Annotated in this window: 11 protein-coding genes; 1 reads left to right on the top strand and 10 read right to left on the bottom strand. The window is 70.3% G+C overall.

The window, feature by feature from the left end; translation table 11 throughout:
* Positions 1–66 precede the first annotated feature (66 nt).
* From G6O68_RS25100 to G6O68_RS25140, 9 genes are all read right to left on the bottom strand, one after another.
* Positions 67–1,416 carry a glycosyltransferase family 9 protein gene (locus G6O68_RS25100; RefSeq protein ID WP_165251408.1) on the bottom strand — a complete coding sequence of 450 codons (1,350 nt, stop codon included), beginning with the start codon at positions 1,414–1,416 and terminating at the stop codon, positions 67–69.
* Entirely contained in the window at positions 1,397–2,521 is a 1,125-nt protein-coding gene (locus G6O68_RS25105; RefSeq protein ID WP_165251409.1) for a glycosyltransferase, read from the bottom strand. The genes G6O68_RS25100 and G6O68_RS25105 overlap by 20 nt, the downstream gene beginning before the upstream one ends.
* Positions 2,521–4,017 carry a hypothetical protein gene (locus G6O68_RS25110; protein ID WP_165251410.1) on the bottom strand — a complete coding sequence of 499 codons (1,497 nt, stop codon included), beginning with the start codon at positions 4,015–4,017 and terminating at the stop codon, positions 2,521–2,523. The genes G6O68_RS25105 and G6O68_RS25110 overlap by 1 nt, the downstream gene beginning before the upstream one ends.
* Complete coding sequence (locus G6O68_RS25115) at positions 4,010–4,711, bottom strand: class I SAM-dependent methyltransferase (RefSeq protein WP_165251411.1); 702 nt, start codon at positions 4,709–4,711, stop codon at positions 4,010–4,012. The genes G6O68_RS25110 and G6O68_RS25115 overlap by 8 nt, the downstream gene beginning before the upstream one ends.
* Positions 4,708–5,472, bottom strand: coding sequence for a glycosyltransferase family 2 protein (locus G6O68_RS25120; protein WP_165251412.1), 765 nt, complete (start codon positions 5,470–5,472; stop codon positions 4,708–4,710). The genes G6O68_RS25115 and G6O68_RS25120 overlap by 4 nt, the downstream gene beginning before the upstream one ends.
* Positions 5,465–6,529 carry a CDP-alcohol phosphatidyltransferase family protein gene (locus G6O68_RS25125; protein ID WP_165251413.1) on the bottom strand — a complete coding sequence of 355 codons (1,065 nt, stop codon included), beginning with the start codon at positions 6,527–6,529 and terminating at the stop codon, positions 5,465–5,467. The genes G6O68_RS25120 and G6O68_RS25125 overlap by 8 nt, the downstream gene beginning before the upstream one ends.
* Before the next feature lie 87 nt (positions 6,530–6,616).
* Positions 6,617–7,564, bottom strand: coding sequence for a glycosyltransferase family 2 protein (locus G6O68_RS25130; RefSeq protein WP_165251414.1), 948 nt, complete (start codon positions 7,562–7,564; stop codon positions 6,617–6,619).
* Between the two features lie 204 nt (positions 7,565–7,768).
* Complete coding sequence (locus G6O68_RS25135; RefSeq protein ID WP_165251415.1) at positions 7,769–8,725, bottom strand: sugar phosphate isomerase/epimerase family protein; 957 nt, start codon at positions 8,723–8,725, stop codon at positions 7,769–7,771.
* A gap of 34 nt (positions 8,726–8,759) precedes the next feature.
* Complete coding sequence (locus G6O68_RS25140) at positions 8,760–9,584, bottom strand: sugar phosphate isomerase/epimerase family protein (RefSeq protein WP_165251416.1); 825 nt, start codon at positions 9,582–9,584, stop codon at positions 8,760–8,762.
* A gap of 181 nt (positions 9,585–9,765) precedes the next feature.
* Between G6O68_RS25140 and G6O68_RS25145 the strand changes: the two genes are divergently transcribed.
* Positions 9,766–10,236, top strand: coding sequence for a hypothetical protein (locus G6O68_RS25145; protein WP_165251417.1), 471 nt, complete (start codon positions 9,766–9,768; stop codon positions 10,234–10,236).
* Positions 10,237–10,252: 16 nt separating this feature from the next.
* Here G6O68_RS25145 and G6O68_RS25150 read toward each other — a convergent pair whose 3' ends face one another.
* Positions 10,253–12,580: a patatin-like phospholipase family protein gene (locus G6O68_RS25150; protein WP_165251418.1), complete on the bottom strand. Its 2,328-nt coding sequence runs from the start codon at positions 12,578–12,580 to the stop codon at positions 10,253–10,255.
* Positions 12,581–12,615 lie beyond the last annotated feature (35 nt).

Here is a 12,615-nt window from a genome sequence, read left to right on the forward strand (position 1 = left end):
ACCGACCACGCCGCGACCCAGGCCAGCACGATCCAGCCGCGCACGTCCGTCGTTCGCGAGGGCAGTTCAGGATGCGGGGTTGAAGTCGTGTTCATAAGCGATCTCGAGCCCTCGAGACGGGGTGGGTCGGCGGGCCGGCTCGGCGCGGTTCGCCCGGGTCAGCCAGCGCCGTGAGGCCCTGTAGACGCGGTCGGGGTCCAGCCCGGTCATGCAGGGGTGATCGGGCAGTGGGCAGGTCTTCTGGTGGCAGGGGCGGCAGGGGACGCGTTTGCGGAGGACCAGGGAGCGCGTCGACCAGGGCCGCCATTGCATCGGGTTGTTCGTGCCGCTGAAGAGGATCACCGAGAGCGCGCCGGCGGAGGCCGCGAGGTGGGCCGGACCCGAATCGGCCCCGATGAACAGGTCGGTACGTTCCAGCAGGGCCGTCGTCTGGGGGACCGACAGGCGGCCGGACCAGTCGACGAGCCGATCGTGCGGGGCGAGGATCCGCGAGAGCGGCGGGTCCTCGGGCCCTCCCACGATGACCACGCGCCAGCCGTCTTCGAGGAACCGCTCGACGAGGGCCTTCCAGTGCCGCTTCGGCCAGCGCTTGGCGGCCGTGCCGGCGCCCAGGTGGACGGCCAGCATCGGCGGGTGAGGGCGGAACTGCTCGGCGTTCAGCCGGCCGTCGGCCTCACCGCCGGAGATCGCCCGCGAGGGGCGTTCGCGGCGACGGCCCGAGCGTCGGGGCCAGGCTTCGAGAAGGCGGGCGGCGACCTCGGCCCGGTCCTCGTCCCGGACGTGCACCAGGGCCCGCCCGCCGAAGTCGGGCTCGATCCCCAGCGGCTCGAGCAGGGCGAGCCGCGAGCGGACCTCGTGTCGGCCCGGCGTCCACTCGGCCACGTCGGAGAGCAGGAAGGAACCGCCCCCCATCGCGAATCCGACGCGACGCGCCACTCCGCCGATCGCCAGCACGAGGATCGAGAGCACGTCGCCCCGGACGTCGATGCCCAAGTCGTAGCGAGCCTCCCGCAGGGACGAGCCGAGCCGCCAGACCTCGCCGAGGAGGCCCCGCCGCGAAGGGCTGCGCTCGAACCAGGTCCGTTCGGCGATGCGCACCCGCGCCACGTCGGCGTTGGACTCGAAGACCTCGTGGTTGCTCGGAGAGGCCAGGACGTCGATCTCGGCCCGGGGATAGGCCTCGCGCAGGTGGGCGATGAGCGGTGCGGTCAGGACGGCGTCGCCGAGATGGTCGAGCTGGACCACGAGGATCCGACGCGGGGATTCGACCACGCGAGGGGGGCGCAGCCGCCGCCAGAGCGGCGCGACGAGGCCCCCGGCCGCGTCGAACGCGCGCACCAGGATCCGCCATCGCAGCTTGCTGTAGCGATAGCGTCCCGTCCGAACAGGCTTGAGGTCAGTCGGCGACCTGCTCATAAACCTCCGCCGTAAGCTTGGCGACTCGATCCCAAAGGTAGTTCGAAGCGACGTGGGCCGCAAGGCCAGGTCGGGGCCCTTCTCGCCAGGCTCGCGCGAGGGCCTCGCCGATCTCGTCGAGCCGCCAGGGGCGCGCGTAGGCGGCGCGATCGCCGAAGTACGACCTCGTCGACCCATGGGGCGTGACGACCACGGCGGCCCCGGCCAGGGCGGCCTCCAGAGCGGCCAGCCCGGGCGTCTCGAACCAGCTGCACAGGGCGAAGACCCGAGCGGCCGAGTATGTCGAGACCAGGAGCGGGTCGTGGTGGTCCAGCCCCTCCAGCCAGACCACGCGGTCGCCCCCCTCGCGTCGGCACTGGCGCTCGTAGGCCTCGTGCTGCGGCGGGGCCTCGCCGACGACGACCAGCGGGTATCCCAGCCGCCTCGCCGCCCGGATCACGCCGAGCGGGTTCTTGCGGGGCTCGATCCGGCCGACGAACAGGACGAACTCGAAGTCACCGACCCGCTCGCGGAAAAGGCGGGGAGATCCCCATCCGAAGTCCGGCAGGACGCCGTTCGGGACCACGCTGATCCGCTCGCGAGGCACGCCGAACAGGCGGGCGAGCTGATCGGCCTCCTCTTCCGAGTTCGGCAGCACGCGGTCGGCCAGCCGCAGGAGGTCGCGGCGCCAGCCAGGGAGGGATGGGAAGCCGCGGCGTAGGGCCCAGGCCCCGAGCGCCCCCAGCTTGCGGGTCGCGTTCGGCTCCAACGCCCAAAGCGCGCGCGGCTCGTACCAGCAGATGGGGGAGAGGACGACCGGCACCTCGCGAGCCTTCGCGGCCCGGGCCAGCTCCAGCCCTTCGCGCGACATCCCGAACAGATGGAGCAGCCGCGCGTCGTCGAGTCGGTCGGTCCAGGGGGAGAAGAGCCGGACGGAGACGTCCAGATTCTCCAGGTGCCGACCCGTCTGGATTAGTTGGTTCTCGCCCCCGCCGGGGGCCTGGAAGGCCGACGAGGGTGCGTGCAGGTACGCCGAGCCGGCCGGGAACGGCCCCTGCGAGCGGGAGGCCCGCCATTGCGCGGCGGTCGGCTCGGTGTCGAAGGTTTCGAGGGGTCGGTCGTCCATCAACTCGTCCCCGTCCTCGGAAGTTTCCAGCGTCGTAGGCCCTTCTTCACGCGCCCGGCGATCGTCGCGGAGGGGATCTCGTCGATGGGCGTCTCGGTCTCCCAATCGATGGCCTGGCGGATGATCTGTTTCAGCGACGGGTTGCGACGGTCGGGCTCGGGAGGTCGGACGGAGCGTCGCGCGGGCTCCGGCCGACGGTCGTAGGCGAGCGTGCGCAGGTCGAGGACCGTCCTCGGCCCGTTCAGCGGCAGGAGGCAGCGGAAGTCGCCGCGCTGGACTTCCAGAGCAACCGGATAGCGCGCGTCCCAGTCTTCGAACTGGACCTCGTAGCGTCCCGGCCCGCGGGGGATGGCGAGCCACTTCCGCGAGGCCCGCCAGCGCCACCATCGGGCCATCTCGGTCAGGGTCGTGCGCCAGACCAGCGGCTGACGTCGGAGCGTCGCGGCCAGGGCCAGCGGGACCTCGGGCATCCGGCCGAGCCTGCGCTCGGGATGGCCGTAAACGAAGGCCGGCTCGCCCGCCGCCACCTTCTCCTCCACCACGCGTGCGAGGTGTTCGGCGACGACCCGCCCGCCGGTCGCCCCGGCGTCGAGGAACAGCCCCTCGCAGATCGGATGCACGGGGACCTGCAGGACCTTCGAGAATCGCCCGTCCTTCCACGGGAAGAATGGGAAATCGTCGTAGCCGAGCTGGAAGTCGGTGGAGTACGAGTAGCCGAGCGACTCCAGCGCGTCGTCGAGCGAGGCGTTCCAGCGGCCGTGGGGCGCGGCGAAGCCTTCGACCGGGAAGCCCTGGGCGCGGAGGATGCCGTCCGCTCGTTCGAGGTTGCGGAGGTTGGCCTCGCCGTCGCGGTGGATGTAGTGGTAGTGGCCGTGCGACTGGGCGTCACGGCCCGCGAGGTTCGCCAGGACTTCGGCCTCGTGCTGATAGGCGTTGGTGCTGACGAAGTGCGTGCAGCAGTCGTCCAGCAGGTTCCGGCCCAGCGCGAATCGGAAGTAGTCCTCGGCCGCCGGCTCGTCGAGGTCGACGCGGAGGTTGAACGCCGAGCGATAGGGGTGCGGAAACGGGGCGAGCCGCATCCAGAGGCCGTCGCGGGCCGCCACGGCCTCGCGAAGCCGGGCGATCAGGCGTTCGCGGATCCACGCCTTGGGGTGTCGCGCGACCCGCTCGTGAAGCGTCCAGCCCTGGACTTGCCACGCGCCCCGCATCGGCCGATCGTCGATCAGGGCCTGGAACGGGTCGATGGGCTCTCCTTCGCGGAGCGAGTCCACGTCGATCGCGACGTGGGCCGAGGTGAGCAGGGCGCGCATCGCCGACGCCGACTCGCGACGGCCGTCGAAGAGGACGAACCGACCGCCCCGGAAGGCGAACGGATGCGCATCGCGGATCGACTCGTAGGCGATCCCCTCCTGCCCCAGGATCAGTTCCAGTCCCGGCGGGGTCTTCCACAGCAGGAAGGGCAGGGCGGCGGCGTTCGGGCCGAGGATCTCAGACATCGCCGCCCCCCTCGCCGCGCGCGACCCAGAGGGCCATCAGCCGGGCCGACGGCACCTTGCGGAACAGCATCAGCCGCTTCTCGACCGGCGAGAGCAGGTGGACGACCCGGACGTCGGGGAAGGACTTCAGCAGCTCCTTGCGCAGGCGGCTCGGCCAGAACCACCGCTCGCGGGCGGGGCCGTCGGTCGGGTACATCCAGAGCCCCCGGCGCTCGTCGATGAATTTCACCACGGCGCTCGGCATCCAGGGCCGCTCGGCGTTGAACGAGGCCAGGCTCTTGTCGACGATCGCCAGCGCCCCCCGCGGCGCCAGGACGCGTCGCGCCTCGGCGATCGTGTCGTCCCAGCTGGCCGGGTCGAGGTGCTCGAAGACCTCGACCGCGACGACCGCGTCGAAGCTCCCCGAGCGGAACGGCAGGCTTCGCGCGCTGCCTCGAACGCGATCGATCCCGTCGGCGTCGGCGAGCATGGCCGTCGACAGGTCGACCCCCGCGACGATCGCCCCGCGCTCCTGGAGGGCGCGGGAGAACCGCCCCTTGCCGCAGCCCAGGTCCAGGACCCGAAGGCCCTCGACGGGGCCGATCGCGTCGAGCACGCCGCGAAGGCGGTAATCCTCGGGGTCGACCGAGTCCTTGAAACGCCAGTGCAGCGCGTCGAACCGGAACGTGACTTCCGCCTCGTGAGCCGAGATCATGCGACCTCCATGTGGTCCAGTTCCCGCAACTTCCATGTGCGGACCGCCGCCGAAACACCAGACAACGCGCAGAACATCAGGCCCTCGAGCCCGTCGCGGAACCCCTGCTTGTACAGGTACAGCTTGAGGAACAGCCAGGCCGGGCGGAGCGTCAGGTCCCTCGCCCGGAAGCGGGCACCGGCCCGGTACAGGTCGCGGGCTTCGAGCGACGTGTACTGGTCGATCTTGCGCAGGAAGACCTGCACGTCGGGAAGCGTGCGGTGCTCCAGGGGGGCGGCCATCCGGCCGACCTCGCCGTCGAGCCGCACGGTTTCGTGCACTCGCCCCGTCCACTCGCCGCAGTCGCGACGGAAGAGTCGAAGCGGCAGATCTTGCTGGGTGCCCGAGTAGCCGAACGGCCGGCCGAGGATCTCGCTGCGGATGGGGATGCGGAAGCCGACCTGGGGGAGATCCGGGTCGGAGAGGGCCTCCTGGATCTCGACGGCCAACTCGGGCGTGGCCCGCTCGTCGGCGTCGATCGAGAGGACCCAGTCGCCCGAGGCCGCCTCGCGGCCCGCATTGCGCTGCGAAGCGAAATCGTCGAAGCGACGGACCAGAACGACGTCGGCGAGCCGACGCGCCACGTCCAGCGTGGCGTCGTCGCTCGACGGATCGACGACGACGATCCGCTCGTACGCGAAACCCAGCGACGCGAGGCAGCCGGGAAGGTTCGCCTCCTCGTTCCGCGCGACGATCAGGGCGGAGATCCGGGGCTCAGGCATGGGCCGCCCCCTTGCGCGCGATCCCCGCGAACGCCCTCAAGGAGAAGTAGGCGGCGTAGACCACCAGCGCCGCGTCGAGACGACCGACGGCCGCCAGGACGATCCAGAGGTGCCAGCGAAGGTCGGCGTGGCCCAGGGCGGCGACCAGCCGGCGGACCGGCCCCGCGACCGAGGCGAGCCGGCCGCTCCGGGCGGATCGGGGGGGGGCCGCGTCTGCGAGCGTCGACTTCTCCAGATCCTCGCCGGTCAGCGATTGGATCAGGAACATGTATTTGCCCGAGGCGAACAGCATCCCGAGGACGAGCCAGGTCGGGGACCCGGTGGCGACGAAGGACGCCCAGGCGATCGCGGCGTGGAGCGCGACGTCGGCCAGTTCGTCGAGCACCTGGTCGAGCCACCGGCCGAACGCCGTGCAGGCGCCCTGGAGGCGGGCCAGGCGGCCGTCGGCCGTGTCGAGCACCAGGGCTGCGGCGAACGCCAGGGCGGTGGCCGCCCGACCGGTCCAGCCCAGTCCTCCGCAGGCGACGGCCGCGACGCCGGAGAGCATCAGCGCCCCAGCGCCGAGCGTCAGCGCGTTCGGGCCGACGCGCGAATGCTGGAGCGAGGCGGCGAGGCGTTCGGCCAGCGGGAACGCCCAGTAGCGTCCCAGCGGCTGATAATTCAGGCGGCGGTTCAGTTCCTGCTCGGCGCCGGCAAGGGATTCGGGGCGGTCCAGCCGCCAGAAGGCGGCGGACTCGGGGTCGCGGCCGCGGCTCAGGGCGCGCCGGAGTCGCCGACCGTCGTAGAGGCGGTCGGTGCGGAGGACCGCGCCGTCGGCGGGCATGTCCTCCACGAACTCGACCCGGACGGACCCGGCGTCGTCGAGCAGCGGGGCGACGTCGGCCGATCGGCCGCGGGCCGCGAGCACGGCGATGACGCTCCCGGGGCCGACGATCTCCCGCGCCTGTTCGACCAGGCGGGAGAGCACAGGGCGGCCCAGCACGACCTCGGCGGCGATCAGCCCGCGAGGCCCGCGAGGGCGGGCGTCGATCACCAGATTGCGGGCCGGAGCGGCCATCGGTTCGCCTCCCTGCGGTTCGTCGCCCCCGGTCGGTCCCGACGCCCTCGCGATTCCTTCGCGACGAGTCGCCGGATCGTTACGCGCTCACCATTCGAATCGATGAAAGAAAGCTTCCTGACGCTCGATCCAGCCGACGCTCCCTTCGTGGAGGGTCCGTCGAGCCCGTACGACGTCGCGCCATCGCGAGGCCGCCTCGACGAACGCCGTCGCGAAGCCGCGACGACCGGGGGCGAGCGACCCGAGGAGGCGGATCGGCAGCCATCCCAGGTGCTTCGCCAGCCTCGCGCCGCGGAGGTTCTTCCAGGCGAAGATCAGGGTGTTGCGGACCGCCAGGCCGTCGCAACGCTCCTCGCCCAGCTCGGGGGCGAAGGTCGCGAAGCCCTTGTGGTAGGCCGTCGAGCCGGGGACGTAATAGCCTCGCAGCCCGGCCATCCAGGCGCGGAAGCCGAGGTCCAGGTCCTCGATCCGGCCGGGGTGGAAGATGGGGTCGTAGCCGCCCAGCTCCAGGAACCGGACCCGGTCGACGGCCAGCACGGGGCCGGCGGCGGCGGTGAGGTCGGCGTGGTCGACGAGCGCCTCGTGCCCCGGGACGCGGCTCATCCCCTGCACCAGGCCGAAGCGAGTCCGGACCCTCGTCCGCATCCCTTCGTAATGCCGACCGTCGAACGTCCAGCACTGGGGTGCCGAGAAGAAGGCGTCGTCGTGATCGGCGAACGCGTCGAGCAGCGGGCCGACGGCGTCGGGGGCGAGCTTCACGTCGTTGTTCAGCAGCAGGACGACGGGCTCGTCGAGCATCTTCAGAGCGTCGTTGAACGAGGCGAGCCCGCGATTCGGCAGGCGGATCACCCGGACCTGGGGGTGGCGGGAGGCCAGCCAGGGCAGCGAATCGTCGGTCGAATCATTGTCGACGACGATCACTCCGCATGGAGCCGGCGATCGACGCGCCGCCTCGACGACGGAGGGGAGGCACTCCTGGAGGAGGGCCCGGCCGTTGTAGTTCAGCACCAGGATCTGGGTGCGATCGGGCGACAAGGGTTCCGTCCCTGGTTCGTCGTGGTGTGTCGTGGCGTCGGAGACTGCAGCGGCCGATCGGACGGACCCGCGGGACCTCCCGTCCTCGCTCGCCCGGGCGACCTTTCGGCCGCATTCCCCGAGATGGGTGGCGTACGATACGAAACGCCGCGGACCCGGTCAAGGCCGGGTCCGCGGGCGTCTGAGACTGTCGCGAGGAGGCGGTCAGCCGCGGTATTCCGAACCCCGGAGCGACTCCAGGAGCTTCTTCGTGGCCTTGATCCCCTCGGCCTCGCCGAGCTTGCTCCCCTCGTACTCGATGCCGACCCAGCCCTTGTAGCCGGCGTCGGTGACGATCTTCATGATGCGGGCGAAGTCGAGGTTGGATTCCTCGCCCTTTTCGTCGAAGTCGTAGCTCTTGGCCGAGACCCCGTGGGCGTGGGGCATCATCCGGGCGATGGCGTCGTAGACGTCGAGCTTGTACTTGCCGTCGGCCTTCGGGAAGTTGCCGAAGTCGGGCAGGGTTCCGAAGCTCGGGTTGTTCACGGCCTTGATCAGGGCGAGCAGCGCGTCGGGGTCGCTCGACGGCCCGCCGTGGTTCTCGCAGATGACGTGGATCTTGTGCTGAACGCCGTAGTCCGCCAGGGCCGAGCAGGCCTCGGCCGCGTCGGCGACGTCGGACTTGCTGTAGTGATTGCCGGTGTTGACGCGGATGGCGTGGCAGCCCAGGGCCGCGGCCGCGTCGACCCATTTCTTGTGGTTCTCGACGGCCTGGCCGCGTGCGGCCTTGTCCGGCGCGCTCAGGTCGCCCTCGCCGTCGATCATGATCAGCACGTTCGTGACGCCGTGGTCGTCGGCCCGCTTCTTCAGGTCCTTCAGGTAGACGGAATCGTGAGCCTTGTCCTTGAAGAACTGATTGACGTACTCGACCCCTTCGATCCCGAACTCCTCGCGGGCGACCTTCGGGAAGTCGAGGTTGTCGAGCTTCTTGGCGAAGAGCGACTTGTGAAGAGACCATTCGGCCAGCGAGATCTTGAAGTCGCCGATCTTGCCGGGCTTCGGCCGGCCCGTGACCTCGGCGCCGAAGGTCAGGCCTCCTCGCAGGCCGAGGCCGAGCAGGGCCCCGCCGGCCGCGGCGCCTTGGAGGAACGAACGACGGTTGAGCGATTCGTGCCGACTCATGGACGACTCCCTGGGAAAGTGGGGCGGTTGAGATTCAGGCGAAGGCGATCGACCCCTCGTCGAGGATCCGTTTGAGCGCGTTGGCCGCGTCGGCGAAGCGTTCGGGGCCGGTGAAGCCGTAGGAAAGCTCCGCGACGGTGAGGTGCGGCTCCAGCACGACGAAGCCGTCGTAGCCGGTCCGTACGGCGTCTTCCAGGAGTCGGGGGATGTGACCGTCCCCCTCGCCGGCGGGGACGTTGCGTCGCTGGGCCTCGCTGTAGTCCTTCACGTGGAAGTGGCCAACATGCGGGCGGAGCAGGGCCCAGGCGTCGTCGATCGGCTGGCCGACCTCGACGTAGTTCGCCGGGTCGAAGGCGTGCGAAAGGGCCGGCGAACCGACCGTCGCGAGGATGTCGCGGACGCGCTCGGCGTGGTCGCCGTAGATGCCCTTCTCGTTCTCTAGGAACAGCCTCACGCCGCGGTCGTGGGCGATCGAGGCCAGCTCGGCCATGCGATCGACGACGGCCGAGCGATGGTTCGCGGGGTCGTCGCCCGGGGGCATGTAGAAGCTGAAGACGCGGATCCGGGGGCATTCGTAATGGTCGGCCACGTCGAGCGCGCGGGCGAAGCGGGCCAGGTGCTCGTCGAACGGGTCGGTGATCTTGATCTTGCCGATCGGCGATCCGATCGCGCTGAGGCCGAAGCCGGCGTCCCGGAGCCGGTCCCGGAACTCGCGGTGCTGCTCCTCGGAGAGATCGAGGACGTTGGTGCCGTGGATCGCGCGGAACTCGATGTGCTTGACGCCGTGCCGGGTCAAGACCTCGATCTGCTCCCGCGGGTCCTGGGAGATCTCGTCGGCGAAGGCGCTGAGGCGGATCATCGGGGCGGGTCTCGCGTCGCGTCGGTCGTGTCGTCTGGTTCGCTCACCTTCCTCGCGATCATAGCACTTCGGAGAGAAACCTCCAGGGGCCGGTGGTGCGAGGCGCGGCTTCGGAGTACGATACGGCCGGTCGACCGACGAAGACCCGGATCAACCGCCCGGCATCTTGGGACGCCTGCTCATGTGGACGCTCTTTTTCACGTTCGTGGTCTACTGGCTCGTGGCCTTCGTGGGCTGCTTCACCGTGGTCGAGATGGCGCAAGACGCCCTCTACGACGAGGTGACGCCGCGTGCGGGCCTGAAAGTGACCCTGGCCTCGCTGATCTTGGCGGCGACGATGACCTACTTCCATCCGTCGTTCGACTCGATGTTCACGGCGAACATCCTGGGCACGGTCTTCCAGGCGATCATCTGGTTCGGCGTCTTCACGCTCGTCCTCCAGTTCCACCCGTGGCACGCGCTGGGGCTGGGGCTGCTGCTGATGTGCCTGGTCTCGCCGCTGGCGACCATGGGCGTCGACAGCATGCTCGCCCCGGACGCCCAGGCCTCCCGCGTCCGCGCCGGGACCACGCCGGCGGTCACGAAGCCGGTCCGCGAGTCGCTCGCGCCCGCCGGGGCCGCCCCCAAGGCGGCCGCTCCCGCAACCCCCTGAGACGCGATCCCTCGGCTCAGTCCAGGATCCAATGCCCCTCGTACGTCGTGTCGGGGTCGGGGCCGATGATCTGCCAGCCGACCACGGCGCCGTCCAGGACCTCGAACATCCGCGTCGGCCTGATCGGCCGACGTTCCTCGGGCGCGTCGATCTTGTAGCCGATCAGGCTGAGACGGCCCGCGGGCCTCCGGCTGGGCATCAGGATCCACATCGACGCCACCTTCGTGACGCCGTTGCTGACGTGGACGAGCGAATTGACCCCGACGCGCCCCGCGCGGATCTCGGGGCCGCGATAGATCTGCTCGACCACGACCTCGACCACCTCGCCGTGCGGGACGCCGCTGAAGTCGAGGTCCAGCTCCCAGCGATACGTCACGCCGTCGCCTTCGGTCGGCTCGGGCTCCGTACGCCTGAGGACGGGGGAGAGGTTCTTGTTCAGGAAGTTCACCACGAGGTCCGGCGACCGGCTGGTGAGATGGAACCTCAGGTGGTCGCCCGCGTTCTCGACCTCGGTCCGGCGCACCAGGTAGCGACGATGCTGGTAGACCTGAGGCTCCGAGGCGGCCGGCCAGGGGGCCGCGGATCGCTCCCATCGACGCAGGTCGACGATGTGCGAATCGCTCAAAAACTCGAAGCCCCGGTAGTCGGTCGGGGCGAAGCGATCGGCGGGGACCGGCGTGAGGCCGTCCAGGCTCGCCACCGGGCCGTCGCGGACCAGGCTCAGGAGCCGGGCCTCGTCCGGGCTCCCCTCGGCCACGAGCCCCAGCGCCTGCCGAACGCCAGTGCTGCTGACGTAAGTCCGATAGAGCAGGTAGGGGCCGGCGAGCAGGAGGAGGAGCATGAACGGCAGGAAGACGTAGGTCATCGCGTCCCGCCAGTCGAGGAGCGTGCTGAAGATGCGTCGCGAGGCCGAGGCTTGCAGTTGCCTGGCCAGCACCGTCCCGTCATTGGCGGGGCGGTCGCGCCAGCTCAGGATGCGGCCGAGCTTTCGCGGCTTTTCCGGCATCGGGTCCCAGGGCGGGCCGTCGGGGAGGACGTCGCCGAAGACGTCGGGCCTCGAGCGGCAGGCCTGACGCGCGACGCAGTATCCGTGGCGGACCAGGCTGCGGATCTCGGTCGACGAGAAGCGGTCGAGGTCGGTGCGCATGCCGACGATCTGTCGTTGGATCACCGGCAAGGGGGCGGTCGGGTCCTCCTCGGGCTCCACCAGGCGATAGATGGGCGTGAAGAGGAATCCCGCCGCCGCGCCGAAGATCTCCTTCTCCAGCTGCCAGACGCGGTCCATGAGGATGTCCGAGGCTCGCATGGCGGTCTGGATCAGGCCGCCGCTGAAGGCGTCGCGGGTGATGCTCAGCTTGGCACCGGCGTCGCTGGCGATGACCACGTCGAACTCCGAGACGCTGGGTCGCACAGACGGCGGGGCGCCGGGGACGTGGTCGGGGACCGCGCCCGTGCCGTCGCCGGGCTCCGCGTCCTCGGCTTCCACCACCTGGCCATTCGAATCGCGACCCGACGGCCGGCTCTGGACGGGCCCCCCCGCGCCGACGGCGGCCGGCTCCAGGTCGGCTTCCTCGGGCTCCTCGACCTCCACCTCGCGGCCGTCGGCGTCGGTGGGGCGGCAGGTCTCCGACCAGCATCGCTCGATGAACCGGAAGGCCCGGATCCCCAGGTTGTCGAACACGCCTCCGTCGGTGAACGCCTGATGCGAGAAGGCGGCCTCGCTCGCGCCGATGTCCTGGGATCGGACCTGGATCGGCGGGAAGAAGCCGGGGAACGCCGACGAGGCTGCGACGGCCAGGGGGATCGTCGCCAGGCCGGCCTGGATCCGCTCGAACTGGATTCGATCGCCCGGGAGCCTGCGCTGCAGGATCAGCCCGGAGCGGGTGAACGAGGTGATGCAGCCCTCGCTCAGGTTCGTGGCCAGGATGTGGAGCTCGGGCTTGTCGGGCAGTTCGTAGAGGCAGGTGTCGCCGTAGAGGTGCTTCTGGTAGTGGTATTCCAGCATGCCGGCCCGGGTGTAGCGGCGGTTGACGGGCCGGCGCGTCAGCCATCGAGGGGCCGTGGCCAGGACGGCGAACGGATAGCGGCGGACGATCCGGTTGCGGACGTCCATCCGGACGAAGTCCAGGATCTCCTTCGCGGCCTTGTCGAACTCCTCGGCGGGGCCGTTGTAGCGGTCCCAGTTGAGCACGAGGTGAGCGGCGAGGATGCTCCCGCCGGAGACCGAAGTGATGTGCGAGACGTTCTCCAGGGCCCCGGCGTCGCGGAGGAACCGGATGATGCCCAGATGATAAAGGGTCGCGCGGAAGCCGCCCCCGGACAGGGCCAGGCCGATCTTGGGCATATTGTCGCCTCCCTTCCCTTTCGCGTCGGCGCAGG

It is taken from the genome of Paludisphaera soli, from assembly GCF_011064595.1.
Lineage (GTDB): Bacteria > Planctomycetota > Planctomycetia > Isosphaerales > Isosphaeraceae > Paludisphaera > Paludisphaera soli.